Annotated in this window: 22 protein-coding genes and 1 pseudogene; 11 read left to right on the top strand and 12 right to left on the bottom strand. The window is 62.4% G+C overall.

Annotation, left to right across the window (positions count from 1 at the left end):
- A partial coding sequence (locus EN749_RS14450; RefSeq protein ID WP_145990918.1) for a S1C family serine protease occupies positions 1–406 on the top strand: 406 nt, incomplete at its 5' end.
- 76 nt (positions 407–482) lie between these two features.
- On the opposite strand, the gene EN749_RS14445 is transcribed toward EN749_RS14450, so the two are convergent.
- Both EN749_RS14445 and EN749_RS14440 read right to left on the bottom strand, forming a co-directional pair.
- A complete protein-coding gene (locus tag EN749_RS14445; RefSeq protein WP_128363385.1) occupies positions 483–824 on the bottom strand; it encodes a hypothetical protein in 342 nt (113 codons plus the stop codon).
- 889 nt (positions 825–1,713) lie between these two features.
- On the bottom strand, positions 1,714–2,139 hold the full coding sequence (locus tag EN749_RS14440; protein WP_128288140.1) for a VOC family protein: 426 nt from the start codon (positions 2,137–2,139) through the stop codon (positions 1,714–1,716).
- Between the two features lie 66 nt (positions 2,140–2,205).
- On the opposite strand from EN749_RS14440, the gene EN749_RS14435 reads away from it, so the two are divergent.
- Entirely contained in the window at positions 2,206–2,826 is a 621-nt protein-coding gene (locus EN749_RS14435) for a TetR/AcrR family transcriptional regulator (RefSeq protein WP_127396638.1), read from the top strand.
- On the opposite strand, the gene EN749_RS14430 is transcribed toward EN749_RS14435, so the two are convergent.
- Entirely contained in the window at positions 2,765–3,715 is a 951-nt protein-coding gene (locus tag EN749_RS14430) for a LysR family transcriptional regulator (RefSeq protein WP_128363384.1), read from the bottom strand. The genes EN749_RS14435 and EN749_RS14430 overlap by 62 nt on opposite strands.
- A 111-nt stretch (positions 3,716–3,826) precedes the next feature.
- Between EN749_RS14430 and EN749_RS14425 the strand changes: the two genes are divergently transcribed.
- The 3 genes from EN749_RS14425 (at position 3,827) to EN749_RS14415 (ending at position 5,169) form a co-directional block, all read left to right on the top strand.
- On the top strand, positions 3,827–4,462 hold the full coding sequence (locus EN749_RS14425) for an FMN-dependent NADH-azoreductase (protein ID WP_127268106.1): 636 nt from the start codon (positions 3,827–3,829) through the stop codon (positions 4,460–4,462).
- A 170-nt stretch (positions 4,463–4,632) separates the two neighbouring features.
- Positions 4,633–4,872, top strand: coding sequence for a CopG family ribbon-helix-helix protein (locus tag EN749_RS14420; protein ID WP_127256140.1), 240 nt, complete (start codon positions 4,633–4,635; stop codon positions 4,870–4,872).
- Between the two features lie 3 nt (positions 4,873–4,875).
- Positions 4,876–5,169, top strand: coding sequence for a type II toxin-antitoxin system RelE/ParE family toxin (locus EN749_RS14415; RefSeq protein WP_127268105.1), 294 nt, complete (start codon positions 4,876–4,878; stop codon positions 5,167–5,169).
- Between the two features lie 20 nt (positions 5,170–5,189).
- Here the strand turns inward: EN749_RS14415 and EN749_RS14410 are convergent, their stop codons facing one another.
- Both EN749_RS14410 and EN749_RS14405 read right to left on the bottom strand, forming a co-directional pair.
- On the bottom strand, positions 5,190–5,489 hold the full coding sequence (locus EN749_RS14410) for an AzlD family protein (protein WP_127326299.1): 300 nt from the start codon (positions 5,487–5,489) through the stop codon (positions 5,190–5,192).
- Entirely contained in the window at positions 5,486–6,220 is a 735-nt protein-coding gene (locus EN749_RS14405; protein WP_127399415.1) for an AzlC family ABC transporter permease, read from the bottom strand. Before EN749_RS14405 ends, EN749_RS14410 begins: the two co-directional genes overlap by 4 nt.
- Positions 6,221–6,390: 170 nt before the next feature.
- On the opposite strand from EN749_RS14405, the pseudogene EN749_RS14400 reads away from it, so the two are divergent.
- The 5 genes and pseudogenes from EN749_RS14400 (at position 6,391) to EN749_RS38220 (ending at position 9,725) form a co-directional block, all read left to right on the top strand.
- Positions 6,391–6,848 (top strand): annotated as a pseudogene (locus EN749_RS14400) (Lrp/AsnC family transcriptional regulator).
- Between the two features lie 126 nt (positions 6,849–6,974).
- The gene (locus EN749_RS14395) at positions 6,975–8,177 is read left to right on the top strand and encodes an MFS transporter (RefSeq protein ID WP_127326297.1); all 1,203 of its coding nucleotides are present in this window, start codon (positions 6,975–6,977) and stop codon (positions 8,175–8,177) included.
- 295 nt (positions 8,178–8,472) lie between these two features.
- Positions 8,473–8,736, top strand: coding sequence for a YMGG-like glycine zipper-containing protein (locus tag EN749_RS14390; RefSeq protein ID WP_127268100.1), 264 nt, complete (start codon positions 8,473–8,475; stop codon positions 8,734–8,736).
- Positions 8,737–8,787: 51 nt separating this feature from the next.
- A complete protein-coding gene (locus tag EN749_RS14385; RefSeq protein WP_128363383.1) occupies positions 8,788–9,423 on the top strand; it encodes an outer membrane lipoprotein carrier protein LolA in 636 nt (211 codons plus the stop codon).
- A gap of 92 nt (positions 9,424–9,515) precedes the next feature.
- Positions 9,516–9,725: a hypothetical protein gene (locus EN749_RS38220; protein WP_127326295.1), complete on the top strand. Its 210-nt coding sequence runs from the start codon at positions 9,516–9,518 to the stop codon at positions 9,723–9,725.
- Between the two features lie 89 nt (positions 9,726–9,814).
- Here EN749_RS38220 and EN749_RS14375 read toward each other — a convergent pair whose 3' ends face one another.
- Positions 9,815–10,114 carry an HlyU family transcriptional regulator gene (locus tag EN749_RS14375; RefSeq protein ID WP_128363382.1) on the bottom strand — a complete coding sequence of 100 codons (300 nt, stop codon included), beginning with the start codon at positions 10,112–10,114 and terminating at the stop codon, positions 9,815–9,817.
- Between the two features lie 112 nt (positions 10,115–10,226).
- Positions 10,227–10,916, bottom strand: a complete 690-nt coding sequence (locus tag EN749_RS14370; protein ID WP_128363381.1) for a PadR family transcriptional regulator — start codon at positions 10,914–10,916, stop codon at positions 10,227–10,229.
- Between the two features lie 269 nt (positions 10,917–11,185).
- Between EN749_RS14370 and EN749_RS14365 the strand changes: the two genes are divergently transcribed.
- Positions 11,186–11,443 (top strand): DUF2798 domain-containing protein, encoded by a 258-nt coding sequence (locus tag EN749_RS14365; RefSeq protein ID WP_127408838.1) that lies wholly within the window; start codon positions 11,186–11,188, stop codon positions 11,441–11,443.
- A gap of 66 nt (positions 11,444–11,509) precedes the next feature.
- On the opposite strand, the gene EN749_RS14360 is transcribed toward EN749_RS14365, so the two are convergent.
- The 5 genes from EN749_RS14360 to rpoD form a co-directional block, all read right to left on the bottom strand.
- Positions 11,510–11,878, bottom strand: a complete 369-nt coding sequence (locus EN749_RS14360) for a DCC1-like thiol-disulfide oxidoreductase family protein (protein WP_128363380.1) — start codon at positions 11,876–11,878, stop codon at positions 11,510–11,512.
- Positions 11,879–12,943, bottom strand: coding sequence for a DMT family transporter (locus tag EN749_RS14355; protein ID WP_128363379.1), 1,065 nt, complete (start codon positions 12,941–12,943; stop codon positions 11,879–11,881).
- A gap of 26 nt (positions 12,944–12,969) precedes the next feature.
- Positions 12,970–13,239, bottom strand: coding sequence for a DUF333 domain-containing protein (locus tag EN749_RS14350; protein WP_128363378.1), 270 nt, complete (start codon positions 13,237–13,239; stop codon positions 12,970–12,972).
- A gap of 106 nt (positions 13,240–13,345) precedes the next feature.
- Positions 13,346–13,639: a GYD domain-containing protein gene (locus tag EN749_RS14345; RefSeq protein ID WP_027039270.1), complete on the bottom strand. Its 294-nt coding sequence runs from the start codon at positions 13,637–13,639 to the stop codon at positions 13,346–13,348.
- 181 nt (positions 13,640–13,820) lie between these two features.
- A complete protein-coding gene (gene rpoD / locus EN749_RS14340; RefSeq protein WP_013530149.1) occupies positions 13,821–15,842 on the bottom strand; it encodes an RNA polymerase sigma factor RpoD in 2,022 nt (673 codons plus the stop codon).
- Between the last annotated feature and the right edge of the window lie 385 nt (positions 15,843–16,227).

The following is a 16,227-nucleotide window of genomic DNA, read 5'->3' as shown; positions in this document are numbered from 1 at the left end:
CGTCAACACCGCCATGATCCACGGCGCGCAAGGCATCGCCTTCGCTGTTGCCTCCAACACCGCCAATTTCGTCATTTCCGAGATCATCCGCTTCGGCCGCGTGCGCCGCGCCTTCATCGGCGTCTCGGCCGACACCGTCAATCTGCCGCGACGCGCCGCGCTCCTGTCGCAAGTGTCGACCAATACCGCGGTGCGGCTGCGCAGCGTCGAGAAGGATGGCCCGGCGGCCAAGGCCGGCTTGAAGGAGGGCGACATCATCGCCGCAATAGACGGCCGCCCGGTCACCGGCGTCGACGACCTGGTGCGCGTGCTCGACGCCGAGCGCATCGGCCGCGAGACACAATGCACCGTGGTGCGCCGCACCGGCGTCAGCCAGGTGACGGTGATGCCGGTTGCGCGAAGCTAGTGCAGTCGCCCAGAAGTGTGCCGCGGTTCTGGGACAACGACATGTATCAAAAGAAAGACTTTAAGGCCGCCGTTGCTCACTCCCCCTTCGAGGGAGCAACGGGGACATAGGCTCCCTTCAGGAGAGCTACGAGTTGCGCCTGATGATGCGTGCCTGTCTTGTCGAAGATACGACCAAGATACGTGCTGGCCGTGCGATAGGTGATGTTGGCGTTTGTCGCCGCCACACCAAGGCTATCCCCCGATGCCAATGCCGCTGCCAATCGCGCCTCGGCCGGCGAGAGGTCGAAAAGGCGCGTCAGGATGGTCGGCGAAGGCACCAGATTCGTCGGGTTGAGAGCCGTGGCTGCGATCAGTATGTCGGCGCCTGAGAGAAGTTCGTGCGCCAGACGGCGAAGAGGGATGAGGTGAACGATCATGGCCTCGCTAGTCTCGCTTGGCGCTATGGGCACGGAGCGACCCGACGCAGCGTCACCAGTCCCGCTTGCAATCGCCTGCTGAAACAACTTGTTTGCCTTGGCATCGGCAAGGGCGAGCCCATCACGGGCCGTCGGCACGAACACAAGGGGCAGAGCGTCAAGCAGTGATTGGTCGCCAGAACGCGTCCCCTGCTCGTCATCACCGCGGCCGGCAGGCCGATCGCCGCAAGCGCCGTAGTCGTAGCGCGCGCTCGTTCCAGCCGCAGGCGCGCACCAATCAGGCCGGCGCGCGCCAAATGTGGCCTCATGCGGTTGAGCTGGTCCAATTCGTCTCGGGATGGCCGATCATTGGTCAGCCAACGCTCCATCGTAAACAACAGAACTTCGCCTGTAGGCAGGGATATGAACGTACCGACTTCGCCACCGATTCCCAATGGCAGCGTCCGGTCGAGCCGCGTCCGATTGTTCTCGAGCGCCTCCTTGGGGAAGTAGTCCGCGTCGTAGACGAATCCCGAGGGTGGGGGCAGCGTCAGCAGGAGTTGGGAGACACTGCTGCTCTTGAACCCGCCTTCCGCAGAGATGCCCTCCAGTATCGGCCGGACCAGGTCCGACGCGAGAGCATCGGGTCCAGCCGGTCATCGAATAAACCCATACCGCCTCCGGCCGAATTCGACAGTTCGCTCAACCTGTCGAAGACGTCTGGCCATAAATCGGGGACGAACGCCGCTTCATAAATTCGATCGACAAGATCTTCGGTCATTCAATGGTCCGCTCGCCACCTGCACTCGCATGATTGCATCGCACATCTGCTCAGAAATCAAACCTTTCTCGGCTTGGCAATTACCGGATGATCATAAATTGCGTAGGAAACAGCCAACACGAATATCGTTTAGGCGCCCACCGCCCCCTCCGCGTACTGCGCCAGAAACGCCTCGCTCGGCGGAATCGGCTTGATGACGTCGATCAGCACGCCATTGGGATCCCGCGTGACGAAATGGCGCTGGCCGAAGGGTTCGTCGCGTAGAGAGCGCAGGATCGGCAGCCCGGCCGCGACGGCCCGTTCATAGACCGCATCCGGGTCCCTCACCTCGAAGTTGATCAGCAGGCCCGACGCGCGGCCTCGCCCCTCTTCCGGGATCGTCTCATGATCGCCCTGGACGATGCCGAGATTGACTCTTCTGTCCTCCACCGATTGCAGATGCACATACCAGTCGCTTTCGAATAGCGGCTGGAAGCGAAAATGCTCGACATAGAACGCCGTCGTGCCGGCGACGTCGCCGGTCATCAGCACCGGGTAATAGCTCGTCGTCTTCATCTTTCCTTCTCCCGTCGATTAACATACAGTCTGCATGTAACTTACATTAACATACAGGCTGCATGTATGCAACGCGATTCCGCGCGTCGTTCCAACCGAGACCGCACCGAGGCGACGCGCGCCGACCTGATTGCCGCGGCACGAAAGCTGTTCACCGAAAAATCCTATGCCGAGACCAGCACGCCGGAGATCGTCGCTGCCGCCGGCGTGACGCGCGGCGCGCTCTATCATCACTTCGCCGACAAGCAGGCGCTGTTTGCCGCCGTGGTCGAGCAGGAGGCGATGGCGGTGGCTGAGGAGATCGAGCGCGCTTCGCCGCCATCGCTCAATGCCCGCGACGCACTGATTGCCGGTTCCGACGCCTATCTCGCCGCCATGCGCGCGCCCGGCCGCACGCGGCTGTTGCTGCTCGACGGCCCGGCCGTGCTTGGCCGCGCCGCCATGGAAGCGATCGACAACCGCCACGGCAACCGTTCGCTGCGCGAAGGGCTGGTCGCGGCGATGCGGGCGCAGACGATGACGAGATTGCCGGCCGACGCGCTGACCGCGCTGCTCGGCTCCGCCTTCGATCGTGCCGCCCTGGCCATCGAGGCCGGTGCGTCAGCTCAGGACTACCGCGCCGTGCTCATGGCACTGATCGATGGCCTGTCTCTTCCTCAGGCACCTCGCCCGGTTCGAACTCGTTGAAGCAGCCGAGCTGGCGCTTGAACTGGTCGATCAGCCAGGCCGCCGCGGGCTTCGGGCTGCGATCGTTGCGGTGCATGGCAAACAGCGGCGAACTCACCTCCCTGAAGGATTCGAGGTCGATTTCGACCAGCCGGCCACTCGCCAGGTCGTCTGCTATCAGCCAGCGCGGCAGCCCGCCCCAGCCCAGCCCCTCGCGCATCAGCATATGCTTGGTGCGCACATCCGTCAGCCGCCAGGTGCGGTAGGCGAAGACGCCGAAGTCCCGCCCCTTGGGGCGCTCCGACTGGTCGGTGACGACAAGCTGCGTGTGTTCGCGCGCATCCTCGATCGCCACCGGCTTCGGCAGCAGGGCCAGCGGATGGCTGGGCGCGGCGGCCAGCACGATCGACATGAAGCCGATGCGCACGAGATGCACATCGACATCGCCCAGCAGGCCGCCAATGCCAAGGTCGGCCTGCCCGCTGACGACATGATCGGGGATCAGGCCGAGCGTACCGATATGCAGGCGCAGCATCACGGTCGGAAACTGCGCCTCGAACGCCTTCAGCACCCGCACCAGCACCGGCGACGGCAACGCTGCGTCGACCGACAGCGCGACTTCAGCCTCGAGCCCTTGGTGATGGCCGTCGACGCGCGAACGGATGCGCTGCAGCACGCCGATCATGCGCCGCGCATCCTCCAGCATCGCCCGGCCGATCTCGGTCAGTTGCGGCTCGCGGGTACCCTCGCGCTCGAACAGTTTCAGCCCCAGCTGCGCCTCGAGATTGGCTATGCCGTAGCTGATGACGGACTGTGCCCGATTGAGCCTGCGGCCGGCGGCCGAGAAGCTGCCGGCTTCGGCGACTGTCACAAAGATCTGAAGTTGATCGAGCGTCGGATTGGGCTGCATCGTGATATCTAACTTATAGATGGATCGTATAGAAAATATACCAGTTTATTGAATGGATCGAAAGCCCCATATCTGGCGGGACAAATCATTCCAACCGCTGGAGAGCCCAAAATGTCCATTCTTCTCATCACTTCGAGCCCGCGCGGCGCCGCCTCCCATTCGACCCGCATCGCTACCGAATTCGCTGAAAAGCTCGTCGCCGCCGATCCGTCGAACACGCTCGTCGTGCGCGACCTCGTCGCCAATCCGCTCCCCCATATCGACGCCGACTACGCGAGCGGCATCTACGTGCCGGCGGAAGCGCGCACTGCGCGCCAGGCTGAGGTCGTCGGCGTCTCCGATGTCGTGCTCGACGAGCTATTTGCTGCCGACACCGTGATCCTGGCCACAGGCTTCATCAACTTCAACATCTCCTCGACGCTGAAGTCCTGGGTCGATCATATCTCTCGTTCCGGCAAGAGCTTTTCCTATGGCGAGAACGGCCCCAAGGGTCTCGTCACCGGCAAGAAGGTCTATATCGTGCTGGCTTCGGGCGGCATCTATTCCGAAGGTGCGGCCGTGCAGTTCGATCACGCCATTCCCTACCTGCGCGGCGTGCTCGGCTTCCTCGGCATGACCGATGTCGATGTCATCCGTATCGAAGGCGTCGGCATGGGTCCTGACGCGGTGACCGCAGCGCTCGCCAAGGCGACCGCCAAGGTCGATGCCGTGGTGGCAGCCAGCCAGGGTGTCGCGGCTGCCGCATAGGGAAAAGACTTAAATTGGAGGGCAGGCGCTTGGCGCTTGCCCTTTTTCAATGCGCTCCCCGCTTGTTTTCCTGACAGTAAACAGCGCGAAGCGACCAGAGTCCTTTGGGTGTGACTTGACGATCCACCTTGGTTCACTTACAATCACAATGAACCAAGTGGATCGAAACCATGACGGCTTTCACCGTACGCCTCCCCGACGACACGACAAACAGGCTCGACCAACTTGCCGAAAAGCTCGATCGCTCGCGCTCTTATGTGGCCGCCAAGGCCATCGAAGACTTTGTAGCTCGTCAAGAGTGGCAACTCGCTGAGATAGAGGCCGGATTGGCCGAGGCCGAGCGCGGTGAGTTCGCCAGCGAACAAGAGTTGGCCGCCGTGATCGGGAAATACGTCAAGCCCGCCGGCTGATCCATGAGCCGCAAGACAATCCGTTGGACCAAGCGGGCTTTGCGTCGGCTTGGCGAAATCGGCGCGCATATCGAGAAAGACAGTCCCGAAGCTGCCGCCCGTGTCATTGGGCGCATCTTGTCCGCAGCGGAGTTGCTTACCGAACAGCCGGCTATGGGTCGCGTTGGACGCATCAAGGCGACGCGAGAACTCGTTTTGGCCGATATCCCATATATCGTCCCCTATCGCGTAAGCGAAGATGCCGTCGAAATACTTACCGTCATACATGCCGCCCAACAGTGGCCAAAGAGCCTCTAAGCCAACTGGCCGCTGCCTTTCTAGCCGATGAAATGCCTGAGCAACCCCGCCGAAGCGACTCCGATCAGCACAGTCGGCAGCATGGAAAGCCGCGTGGCGGCCACCAGCGTAACAGCCAGCGCCAGAATATCCGCCGGGGACTTCGACACGAAGGCCGGTGCGATGACCGCAATCAGCACGCAACCGGGCGCAGCTTCCATCACAGCCGTGGCACGCCCGCTGAGCGTACGGTTGCGCAGCACGACATAGCCGCCGATGCGCGTGAGATAAGTGACGCCGGCCATCAGCACGATGGTGAAAAAGGTCGTTGCATCGATCATGCATCACTCGCCATCAGCCAGGCCGCGACCAGACCCGACATGGCGCCCGCGGCGACATACCAGGCGCCGGGAACGAAGAGATAGACCAGTGCCGCCACGACCAGGCTGACCAGCCAGGGTCGCGCCGCCGCCATCCCCGTCCACATGCCGCGCATCAGCACCAGGAAGACAGCCGGGAACGCCATGTCGAAACCATAGGCCCCGACGTCGCCGAGCATCGGACCGAGCAAGGCACCCAGCGTGGTGAAGACCACCCAGGTGAGATACATCGCCAGCGCCGCGCCCATATAGTAGCGCGGGCTGAAGGCCGGCATGATGCCGGCAGCAGTGCGCTGTCTGGCATCGGCCAGGCCCAGCGCCCAGCTCTCGTCGCACATAAAGAAAAGCGCCGGAAACACCTTGCGCCGCGGCAGGTGGCGCAGGAACGGCGCTAGTGCCGCACCCATCAGCAAATGACGGCTGTTGACCAGGAAGGTGATGGCGACGATGAGCACGATGTGCGGCGGCGACGTCCACAATTGGATCGCCGCGAATTCCGAACCGCCGGCGAAATTCAGCCCTGTCATCGCGGACAGTTCGACCGTGCTCAGCCCTTTTTGCGTGGCCTGGGCGCCGAGCACCAGCGCATAGGGTATGGTGCCGAACAGCACCGGCGCGCAGGACGCCACGCCACGGCGGAATTCGGATCGCGAACCATTGCCCGCCGCCTCGACTGCCTGTGAAATGCTCATGTGTCTCCACTGGCGCGCCTCGCGGCCGCCGCTGCCCTGCGTTTGAACTCTCATGATACTGGCGGCAAACATACCCACAATTCTCCGCAATATGGTTGCGAATATTGTTGTACTTCAACTAGGTTCGGCATTGAGTGCCATTAATTTCAAAATAGATGGAATCTAGAGCTATGAAGCTGGATGAGATCGACAAGCGGATCCTGCGGGCGCTGCAGCGCGACGGCCGCATGGCCAACAACGATCTGGCCAAAGAGGTCGGCCTGTCGCCCTCGCCTTGCCTGCGGCGCGTGAAGCTGCTGGAGGAAGCCGGCATCATCGATCGCTACGTCGCAGTGCTGAACCCCGGCAGCATCGGCAAGGGCCTCACCTTCTTCACCCGCATCTGGCTGAAAACGCAGGATGAGGACACGATCGAGCATTTCGCCACCGAGTCGCCAAGCTGCCGCAGGTGATGGAGTGCTATTTGATGCTCGGCGATTGCGACGCCATGGTGCGCGTGGTGGCGGCCGGCATCGACGATTACCGCCGCTTCCAGTCGGAGCATCTGAGCCGCATCAAGGGCGTGCAGAACGTCAAGACCGACGTCCCCAGCCAGACGATCAAATACACGTCGGAACTGCCGATCTGAGCTGCCGAAAACGGCGTCACGTCAAACTGGATAAAAAATGCAACCGGATTGTAGGATCGAACCCGGTGCCGGCGTCCTTCGGGTGCAAGCAGCGCGCAGCGCTGCCTTTAGGCATGGGAGATTTGAATGAGCCTTTCCTATCGTTGGGTCATCGTCGCCGCTGGCGCGCTGATGTCCTGTGTCGCCATCGGGACGATGTTTTCGCTGGCGATATTCCTGGAGCCGATGGCGATCGACACCAACTGGTCGCGCGCCGGCATTTCCAGCGCCATGACGCTCAACTTCCTGGTGATGGGCCTTGGTGGCTTCGCCTGGGGCGCGATATCGGACCGTTTTGGCGCCCGCATCGTCGTGATGATCGGCGCGGTGCTGCTCGGGTTGGCGCTGGTGCTGGCCAGCCGCGCCGGTTCGCTGCTGAGTTTCCAGATCACCTATGGCGTGCTGGTCGGTCTCGCGGCAAGCGCCTTTTTTGCGCCGATGATCGCGCTGACCACAGGCTGGTTCGACACCAACCGCAGCCTTGCCGTCTCACTGGTCTCGGCCGGCATGGGCGTGGCGCCGATGACGATCTCGCCCTTCGCCCGCTGGTTGATCTCCGCCTATGACTGGCGCACCGCCATGTTCGACATCGGCATTGCCGCCTGGGTGCTGCTGTTGCCGGCGGTGCTGCTGGTGCGCCAGCCGCCGAAGCCCGTCTTGGTCGACACCGGCTCCGCGCCGGTTGCCGAAGGTGCCGGCCTGACAGTCGGCCAGGCGCTGCGCTCGCCGCAATTCATCGTGCTCGGGCTCACCTTCTTTGCCTGCTGCGCGGCGCATTCCGGACCGATCTTCCATATGGTCAGCTATGCCATGCTGTGCGGCGTCGCCCCCATGGCAGCGGTCTCGATCTACAGTGTCGAAGGCCTGGCAGGCCTTGGCGGCCGGCTCTTCTACGGCGTGCTGGCCGACCGGCTGGGCGTCAAGCCGGTGCTGATCGCGGGCCTGGCGATCCAGGCGATCGTCATTGCCGCCTATCTGTCGATCAGCCAGCTTGAGCAGTTCTATATGCTGGCCGTTATCTTCGGTGCCACCTATGGCGGCGTCATGCCGCTCTATGCGGTGCTGGCGCGCGAATATTTCGGCCAGCGCATCCTCGGCACCGTGTTCGGCGCCGCCACCATGCTGTCCAGCCTCGGCATGGCGCTGGGACCGCTTGCCGGCGGCATGGTGTTCGATGCCTACGCCAACTATTCCTGGCTGTTCATCGGCTCTGCTCTTATCGGGCTCGGCGCGGTCGGCATCGCCATCGCGTTCCCGCCACTGCCACGCAGGGAACTGCAGCCGGCTTAGTCCGGGTCGACTTCCAAACCTTGCTGGCCAGGCGCGCAATCAGCCTGGCCCGTTCGGTCCGCCGCGGATCCTGTCCCCTGTTTCATCCGTTCCCCCTTGTGCGAGTGCGGAAGTCCACGGCCACGTTTGCACCAAGCGACGACTTCGCGCACCCGTCCACCAGTGAGGGTACGATTTGAGCCGAAGGCGCGCGGCTCCGCCACGGCCAGGCTTGAATGGCAGGCAACGGTCGATGGATCGAAAAGCTCTCTTAAGCATTTAAGCTTTGGCTAATAGTAGCCTCAGGAGAGAAACGATGAAAAAGACGCTGCTCATTTTGAGCCTGCTCATTCCGCTCTCGGCGTGCTCCCGTACCGAACAAGGCGCCGCCGTCGGCGGCTTGGGTGGCGCGGCCGTAGGCGCCGCAGTGGCCGGAGACCCTGTGGAAGGGGCGGTTGTCGGCGGTGCGGTCGGAGCGATAGCCGGGGCCGTCATCGGCCACGCCAGCGAAGCCGGCCAGTGCAGATATCGCGATCGGTACGGCCGGGTTTACGTCGCGCGGTGCCCGGACGGCTACTGATCTCAAGACGCGTGATCTCCTTCGATCACGCGTCTGCTTGGGGTTAATCGAATGGCCTATCGGATCAAAAAGTTGCCGGGTTTCTTGTTTGCCGCTGTCGGCGCTGCCGCGTTGAATATCGCGTCCACGATTGCGATTTCGGCCGCGCCGGTTGATGCGAAGACGATTGCCGATCACTTCTCATCGGTGAAATCCATGTCAGGGGATTTCGTGCAGTCGGGCCCGAAGGCGGAAAGAAAACATGGCAGGTTTTTTCTCCAACGCCCGGGCAAGATCCGGTTCAATTATGCTGGCCAATCTGGGATCAGCGTGATTGCGGATGGTAAATCCCTGGTGGTTTACAACAGGAAACTGAAGACATCGCGGCTCTATGCTCTCTCGAAGACGCCGCTGAAGCTGCTGCTCGACAACAAGGTCGACTTCTCCGACAGTCGCCTCAAGAGCATCAGAGACGACGGCGCCCAAGTTACCGTCAAGCTGGCCGACAGATCGGCTTTCGGCAACTCGAACATCTCCATGGTGTTCGACAGAAAATCGCTCGATCTGCGCAGATGGAGCCTCACCGACGAGAAGGGACTTACCACAACGGTGACTATATCAAATGTGAAGCAGGGCGTTCGCGCTCCCGAGGGCACCTTCGTTATCGATTATGCGGCGAACCGTGAATTCAACACCACAACGAAATAGCGGCGGCCGCAGAATGGTCACAGCACCGGAACCAATATGATCAGCGGCGGTTTAATCCGTGAAGGGACCGGAACCGCAAAGGACGCGGCACAATGATTGAAATTCACAGCATCGAAGCGGCCAACGCCAGACTGCGCATAAGGAGAGCTGAGCACTCTCTGAAGCGCGCGAATGACTTGCTGGACGAGGAAGGCGGCGTCGCTCTTAATCTGGCATTGTGCGGCCGGATAAGGGCCGCGAGAAGGCATCTGATCGAGGCCAGGACCCGCCTGATGACGATCGATCCCGCCAGGACGAGTTGATCCGCCGGCGGTCGTAGGTCAACCCGGACCGAGAGGTCCATCGTGGTGCAAAGGCCGGCATGGTTAGGCAGTGCCCTGCTGGCGGGGATCTACCCAAAAATCCGGTCGCCCTGCTCGTCGACCAGTTGGATGCCCTTTTTGATCGAGATGTCGACGGCATCGTCGAGCCCGGCGAAACGGTCTGCGCGGATGAATTTGTGTTCCTTCACCACACCGTCGATCTCCTTGGAGACGACGCCGCACGTCTGGTACTGGCCATCCGCCTTGTAGGGCGTGGCGCTGATCAGGAAGCCCTTGTGCTCGACCTGCTTGGCTGGCGCTGCACTCGTCGGCTCAGCCGCCTGGGTCCCGTCGCCACCACCGCCGAAAAGACGCTTCAGAAAAGACATCGGGCTTCCTCCAACAGCATTCATCCCGCACCATGTAGAGTGACGCGGGATGAATTTCACTATCGGTCCTTGGCCCAGCGGGCAAGGGCTGCGTCCGGTCGGCTGGACAAGCTTACTTGTGCGACAGCGCTTCCAGCGCCTCGGCGGCGCCTTCGAGGATGGCGATCGCCTCGGCCTGCTTGTCGGCCGGGGCGTCGACGAAGTCACCCAGAGCCGCGCGCAGTCGGTGGCGGACTGCGCGGAATTCGTCGCGCGCTTCCGAACGATCCCCGCGGCTACCCCGGCCGCCACGACGCCCGCCCTCTTCACTCTCGTCGTTCCAGCCGAACCAGTCGCGCGCCTTGGCCATTTTGCGGCCGAAGCGCTCGAGATGGTCGAGCACGCCATCGATCATCTCGCGGTTGTCGGCGAGATGCGCCTGACCAGCTTCGGTGATCGAAAACACCTTCTTGTTGCCGTCGGCGGCGGAGGCGGCATAGCCGGCCTCTTCCAGGAAGGTCAGCGTCGGGTAGACCACGCCCGGGCTCGGGCTGTAGATGCCGCTGGTGCGCTCTTCCAGGGCCTTGATGATGTCGTAGCCGTGGCGCGGTGCCTCGGCCAGCAGCGACAGCGTGATCAGCTTGAGGTCGCCGTCGGCCAGCATGCGCCCGGCGCGGAACATGTCGCCCGGGCCGCCGCGCCCGCCACCGCGACCGCCATGCCCGAACGGGCCAAAACCGCCGCCCCCTCTGCCACCAAATTTGCCGGCCATGTGCGTGAACATGCGTTCGCCGAAATGATTGTTCCCAAAATGTTTGTGCATTGATTGCTCCTTGAGTTGGATCTTACGATATATCTTAATTAGGCAGGTCAATCGATGGAGTCAAGATATATCTTACGATGTATCTGAATGCGGCGCCAGAGGCTTGCTTTCGCTGGAACGTGCCGCTAGAAGGCCGGCGAGCGCCTCGGCTGCTCCGTAAGCGTCTGACGTCAAGCAACGCATCCAACCCGGTCTTCCGGGCAATTTTGCCGGCCACCGGCGAATGGATGCCAATGCGACGGACCGGACACTTTCAGGGAACACCCGAAATGAATGCAAGATATCAGCGCAGGAAACTGCCTGCGCGCTATGCCGCTGTTCTCAGCCCGCTGGTGCTGTCGCTGTTGATGACCTTCATCGTCTCGTTGATCTCGACGTTGAAAAGCCTTGGCTTCCACCCCGAGCTGCCGTCCATCTGGCTGGTCGCCTGGGGTCTGTCCTGGCTGGTGGCGTTTCCGACGCTGCTGCTGGTGCTGCCGATAGTGCGCCGCATCGTCGGCGCGCTCTGCGAGCCGGCCAGCCGATAGCGCACACGAAAAAGGTCCGGAGATGTCCTCTGGACCTTTGCGCTTCTGGTCATCAATGACCAACCGCTACCAGCGACCCTTGCGCCGGTTCCAGGCATAGAGAAGATCGGCGAAACGATCGTAGGCAAAGCGTGTCACCGGCAAGACAAACGGATTGCCGAATACCATCGCCAGCCAGCCCTCGCCTGGCGTTGCCTGCCAAACGGCAATCGCGACATCGGCGCCGACCAGCAGCCTGCCCGCCGCATCGGTGGCGTGCAGCCGGCGGCGGATATCGTCAAGCGACGCGCCAAGTCCGGCAAGCGCTGCCGGTTCAAGATTGATGTCTCGGAACTCGATCCGCCCGGCCTTGACGGCCTCGATCAGCCGCCGCTTCTGCCTGCTGATACCGGCATCGCAGACCGGGCAGCGCGTGTTGTACCAGACGGTCAGCATCTATCCGTGGCCATGCCTGTGGTGCAGGTCGGGATAATGCGGATGCCGGTGGCGCATCGGGGCATGCCGGTGCCAGTGCGAATGCGGCTCGCTCACCGGCCCGTCATAATGGTGCTGGTGGTGCTCGTCATGCACATGGCTGTGCTCGTGTTCCAGTTCCTCATGGTCGTGCTCATGCTCATGGCGTTCCGACAAATGCAGCCATAGGCCAACGCCCATCAGAACTCCGGCGGCCGCAAGCTTGAGCGTGACGGCGTCACCCAGGATGGCGATTGCCAGCAACGCGCCGATGAAGGGAGCGAGCGAGTAATAGGCCCCTGTCCGGGCGGTGCCCAGATGACGCAGCGCCACGATGAACATCACCAGGCTGACCCCGATGCCGAAGAAACCGACTGCGGCGGTCGCTGCAATGACCGACGCCGGGGGAAACAAGGCCCCGCCGGCAAGCGCCAGCCCGACATTGACGACACCCGCCACCAGCCCTTTGAGCATGGCGATCACCACCGGGTCGGTGGCGGAGATCCTGCGCGTGAAATTGTTGTCGATCCCCCAGGCCAGACAAGCCCCTGCCACCATCAGGGCGCCACGGTTGAAGGCGACGCCCTCACCTTGCCACGACAGAAGAATGGCACCCGCCAGAATGGCGAAGGCGCCAAAAAGCAGGCGCCGGTCGACATTCTCGCGATAGACGAGCCAGGCGATCGCCATCGTCGCCAGCCCTTCCAGGTTGAGCAGCAGCGCCGAACTGGACGCCGTGTTGAGGGTCAAGCCGAACATCAGCAGCACCGGCGCGATAACGCCGCCCATGCCGATCGCCAGCGCCAGCCAGGGAATATCCCCAGCGGTCAGTTGCGCCTCCCCGGCCGCGGCCTGCCTGCCCCGAAGCAGGCGGTACAGAGCCAGCCCAAGACCGGCACCGAGATAGAGCAGGCCGGCCAGCATGAAGGGATTGACGCCATTGAGCAGCAGCTTGCTGAGCGGCGGCGTCGCCCCGAACAGGACGGCCGAGCCAAGCGCGAGTGGCACGCCGGGCCACAGATGCGAATGGGAATGCGGTTCGGACATGATTTCACCCTATGATGGCAGGTGTGTCACTTGCGGCGCATGGCCGCCTTCGGCCCGACGCACTTGTTGTCGCGAAACAGCGCCCACTCCTCGCAAAGGCGCCCATCGGGCAAGCGGCAAAACCCATATTCGTTGCCGGCCTTGTCCTTCCTGATCACCAGGCGCCCGCCGATCTCGCCACAATGGACAGATGCCGGATTGGCCATGCCGACCGGTTTTTGCGCACTGGCGCCGGCGGAAAACGGCAGCGACGACAAAGCGGCGAAGCTGGCGACCAATATCGAAACCTTCTTCATCGCGATCTCCCCGGCCGCATTCTATCACGGCGAAGCGCCCCGTCTTGCGGCAAAGCGCCACCAGGCCGGCACCAACCAGCGACTTCGAGACACCCTGCCGATTCCTTCACCCGAGCGAGGTGATGATCTCGCGGTAGGCTAATTCGGGAAAGGCCTTCAGCGTCCGCGTCCTGACATTGCCCGCTGCCGCCAGCATCAGCGAGAAGCGCGCCAGCACCGCGTCGTCGGGCGCTTCGACCACCGCCACCATGTCGTATTCGCCCATGGTCAGGTAGAACGCCTTGAACGATCCGCCCATGTCTCCCAGTTGCCTCCTGGCGGCGTCGAGCCGCTTCGGTGACTCGCGTACGTTCCTGGCACCTTGCTCCGTCCAGTTCATCAGCACGATGTAGCTTGTCATGGCACACCTCCCTCCGGGGCCACGGAGCACGGCGGCTTCGCCGGGGCGGGCATCCGGGTTGTCGCCCAGAAAATGCATCCGACACGGAAATTATCCTCCCGAAGGGCCTCGCCCGCAAGAGTGCGCCCCACAACAAAAAAGGGCGCCATCGGCGCCCTTGAACTTTTTGCATCGGTAAGTCTCAGCTATCCAGGAAGCTGCGCAGCTTGCGCGACCTGCTCGGGTGCTTGAGCTTGCGCAGCGCCTTGGCTTCGATCTGGCGGATACGCTCGCGGGTGACCGAGAACTGCTGGCCGACTTCTTCCAGCGTGTGGTCGGTGTTCATGCCGATACCGAAGCGCATTCTGAGCACGCGCTCCTCGCGCGGCGTCAGCGAGGCCAGCACGCGCGTGGTGGTCTCGCGCAGATTGGCCTGGATCGCCGCGTCGATCGGAAGGATCGCCATCTTGTCCTCGATGAAATCGCCCAGATGCGAATCCTCCTCGTCGCCGACCGGCGTTTCGAGCGAGATCGGCTCCTTGGCGATCTTCAAGACCTTGCGCACCTTTTCGAGCGGCATGGCAAGCTTTTCGGCCAGTTCTTCCGGCGTCGGTTCGCGGCCGATCTCGTGCAGCATCTGGCGCGAGGTGCGCACGATCTTGTTGATCGTCTCGATCATGTGCACCGGAATACGGATGGTGCGCGCCTGATCGGCGATCGAACGCGTGATCGCCTGCCGGATCCACCACGTCGCATAGGTCGAGAACTTGTAGCCGCGGCGGTATTCGAATTTGTCGACCGCCTTCATCAGGCCGATATTGCCTTCCTGGATCAGGTCGAGGAACTGCAGGCCGCGATTGGTGTATTTCTTGGCGATGGAGATGACGAGGCGCAGATTGGCTTCGACCATTTCCTTCTTGGCGATCGCCGCTTCGCGCTCGCCTTTCTGCACCTGATTGACGATCTTGCGGAATTCCAGGATCGAGATCGCCGTTTCGGTGGCGAGGTTCTGGATCTCGGCGCGCAGGTCCTTGATCGCATCCTTCTCGTTCTTGGTGAATTCCTTCCAGCCGCGCGAGGTCAGATTGCCGATCGAGCGCGTCCAGTTCGGGTCGAGCTCGGAACCCTGATATTCCTTCAGGAACTCTTCGCGGCGCACGCCGTAGCTTTCGGCCAGCCTGAGCAGCTTGCCTTCGTTCTGCACCAGGCGCTTGTTGATGTCGTAGAGTTGCTCGACCAGCGCCTCGATGCGCGCCGTGTTGAGCGACAGCGACTTCACCGCCTTGATCAGCTGGTCCTTGAGCTCCTTCAGCCGGCGGTCCTGGCTGGGCGACAGCGTGCCGGCGGCGGCCAGACGGTTCTCGACCTGCTGGTCCTGCAGCTTGCGCAGCTTTTTGTAGGTGTCGGCGATAACGTCGAGCGTCTCCATCACCTGGGGGCGGAGTTCCGCTTCCATCGCGGCCAGCGACAGGCTCGCTTCGTCCTCGTCTTCGTCGTCGTCATCCGTCAGCCCACGCGTATCGGCGCCGACATTCGTGATGTCGTCTTCGTCGTCGCGCGAACGGCGCGGCTTGTCCTCGACCTTGGCTTCCTCGACGCGCTCGACCACCGGCGCCTGCTTGGCCTCGGGGCCGGCATAGGTGGCTTCGAGATCGATGATCTCGCGCAGCAGGATCTTGGATTCGTTGAGTTCGTCGCGCCAGATGATGATGGCCTGGAAGGTCAGCGGGCTTTCGCACAGACCCGCGATCATCGTCTCGCGGCCGGCCTCGATGCGCTTGGCGATGGCAATTTCGCCCTCGCGCGACAACAGCTCGACCGAGCCCATCTCGCGCAGATACATGCGCACCGGATCGTCGGTGCGATCGGTCGGTTCTTTCTTGGTGGTGGTGGCGGCGACCGCGGTGCCGGTCTGCTCAGCCAACTCGTTGGCGTCTTCCTCGGCATCGGCCGCGGTGTCGGCGGCCTCGGGCTCCTCGCCCTGCTCGTCGTCCTCGACCACGTTGATGCCCATGTCGGACAGCATCGCCATCGTGTCCTCGATCTGCTCGGAGGTCACTTCCTCTGAGGGCAGCACCGAATTCAGCTCGTCCATGGTGACATAGCCGCGCTTCTTGGCGGCCTTGATCATCTTCTTGACAGCATCATCGGAAAGGTCGAGCAGAGGGCCATCGGTGGCGCCTTCGCGTTCGGTTTCGACCTCTTCCTTTTCCTTTGTCGCCATAGTCTTTATCTTCTCCTAGCGGCCGAACTTCAAAGCCGCGTAAGCTGTCGGACCAGTCAAATCGGATGCGCTCGCTTATGAAACGCGCTTCACCGGGCCAGTAACTGCATCAACTCGTTTCGTTTGGTGTATGTCGTTGCCCAAATCGGGTTTCCCCTTTTGGGCGACATGCATTAAGTCCAGATTAACCCTGATATCTGTGGCAGGCGGGCTGCCTGTCCAGTGACCAGTACCTCACATCGCTTATTTCCCGTCGACGCGGGTTCGGGTTAACGTTTCGAATCGTCCTGATTCCGCCAATCTGCCAGAAGGTCAAGCGCCTCTCGCATGATTCGCATGAAAAAAGCGAATCAATTACCCGACTTAGCCCGTTACGCGCCATTTG

Origin of the sequence: Mesorhizobium sp. M7A.F.Ca.ET.027.02.1.1, assembly GCF_004022985.1 — a bacterium.
Lineage (GTDB): Bacteria > Pseudomonadota > Alphaproteobacteria > Rhizobiales > Rhizobiaceae > Mesorhizobium.
Note: the sequence above shows the minus strand (reverse complement) of the source record. Positions and strands in the feature narration are given on the sequence as shown.

Bases quoted from the DNA above. Each gene is read 5' to 3' on its own strand.
- EN749_RS14445 (WP_128363385.1), bottom strand. From the start codon at position 824: ATGATCGTTCACCTCATCCCTCTTCGCCGTCTGGCGCACGAACTTCTC.
- EN749_RS14440 (WP_128288140.1), bottom strand. From the start codon at position 2,139: ATGAAGACGACGAGCTATTACCCGGTGCTGATGACCGGCGACGTCGCC.
- EN749_RS14435 (WP_127396638.1), top strand. From the start codon at position 2,206: ATGCAACGCGATTCCGCGCGTCGTTCCAACCGAGACCGCACCGAGGCG.
- EN749_RS14430 (WP_128363384.1), bottom strand. From the start codon at position 3,715: ATGCAGCCCAATCCGACGCTCGATCAACTTCAGATCTTTGTGACAGTC.
- EN749_RS14425 (WP_127268106.1), top strand. From the start codon at position 3,827: ATGTCCATTCTTCTCATCACTTCGAGCCCGCGCGGCGCCGCCTCCCAT.
- EN749_RS14420 (WP_127256140.1), top strand. From the start codon at position 4,633: ATGACGGCTTTCACCGTACGCCTCCCCGACGACACGACAAACAGGCTC.
- EN749_RS14415 (WP_127268105.1), top strand. From the start codon at position 4,876: ATGAGCCGCAAGACAATCCGTTGGACCAAGCGGGCTTTGCGTCGGCTT.
- EN749_RS14410 (WP_127326299.1), bottom strand. From the start codon at position 5,489: ATGATCGATGCAACGACCTTTTTCACCATCGTGCTGATGGCCGGCGTC.
- EN749_RS14405 (WP_127399415.1), bottom strand. From the start codon at position 6,220: ATGAGCATTTCACAGGCAGTCGAGGCGGCGGGCAATGGTTCGCGATCC.
- EN749_RS14395 (WP_127326297.1), top strand. From the start codon at position 6,975: ATGAGCCTTTCCTATCGTTGGGTCATCGTCGCCGCTGGCGCGCTGATG.
- EN749_RS14390 (WP_127268100.1), top strand. From the start codon at position 8,473: ATGAAAAAGACGCTGCTCATTTTGAGCCTGCTCATTCCGCTCTCGGCG.
- EN749_RS14385 (WP_128363383.1), top strand. From the start codon at position 8,788: ATGGCCTATCGGATCAAAAAGTTGCCGGGTTTCTTGTTTGCCGCTGTC.
- EN749_RS38220 (WP_127326295.1), top strand. From the start codon at position 9,516: ATGATTGAAATTCACAGCATCGAAGCGGCCAACGCCAGACTGCGCATA.
- EN749_RS14375 (WP_128363382.1), bottom strand. From the start codon at position 10,114: ATGTCTTTTCTGAAGCGTCTTTTCGGCGGTGGTGGCGACGGGACCCAG.
- EN749_RS14370 (WP_128363381.1), bottom strand. From the start codon at position 10,916: ATGCACAAACATTTTGGGAACAATCATTTCGGCGAACGCATGTTCACG.
- EN749_RS14365 (WP_127408838.1), top strand. From the start codon at position 11,186: ATGAATGCAAGATATCAGCGCAGGAAACTGCCTGCGCGCTATGCCGCT.
- EN749_RS14360 (WP_128363380.1), bottom strand. From the start codon at position 11,878: ATGCTGACCGTCTGGTACAACACGCGCTGCCCGGTCTGCGATGCCGGT.
- EN749_RS14355 (WP_128363379.1), bottom strand. From the start codon at position 12,943: ATGTCCGAACCGCATTCCCATTCGCATCTGTGGCCCGGCGTGCCACTC.
- EN749_RS14350 (WP_128363378.1), bottom strand. From the start codon at position 13,239: ATGAAGAAGGTTTCGATATTGGTCGCCAGCTTCGCCGCTTTGTCGTCG.
- EN749_RS14345 (WP_027039270.1), bottom strand. From the start codon at position 13,639: ATGACAAGCTACATCGTGCTGATGAACTGGACGGAGCAAGGTGCCAGG.
- rpoD (WP_013530149.1), bottom strand. From the start codon at position 15,842: ATGGCGACAAAGGAAAAGGAAGAGGTCGAAACCGAACGCGAAGGCGCC.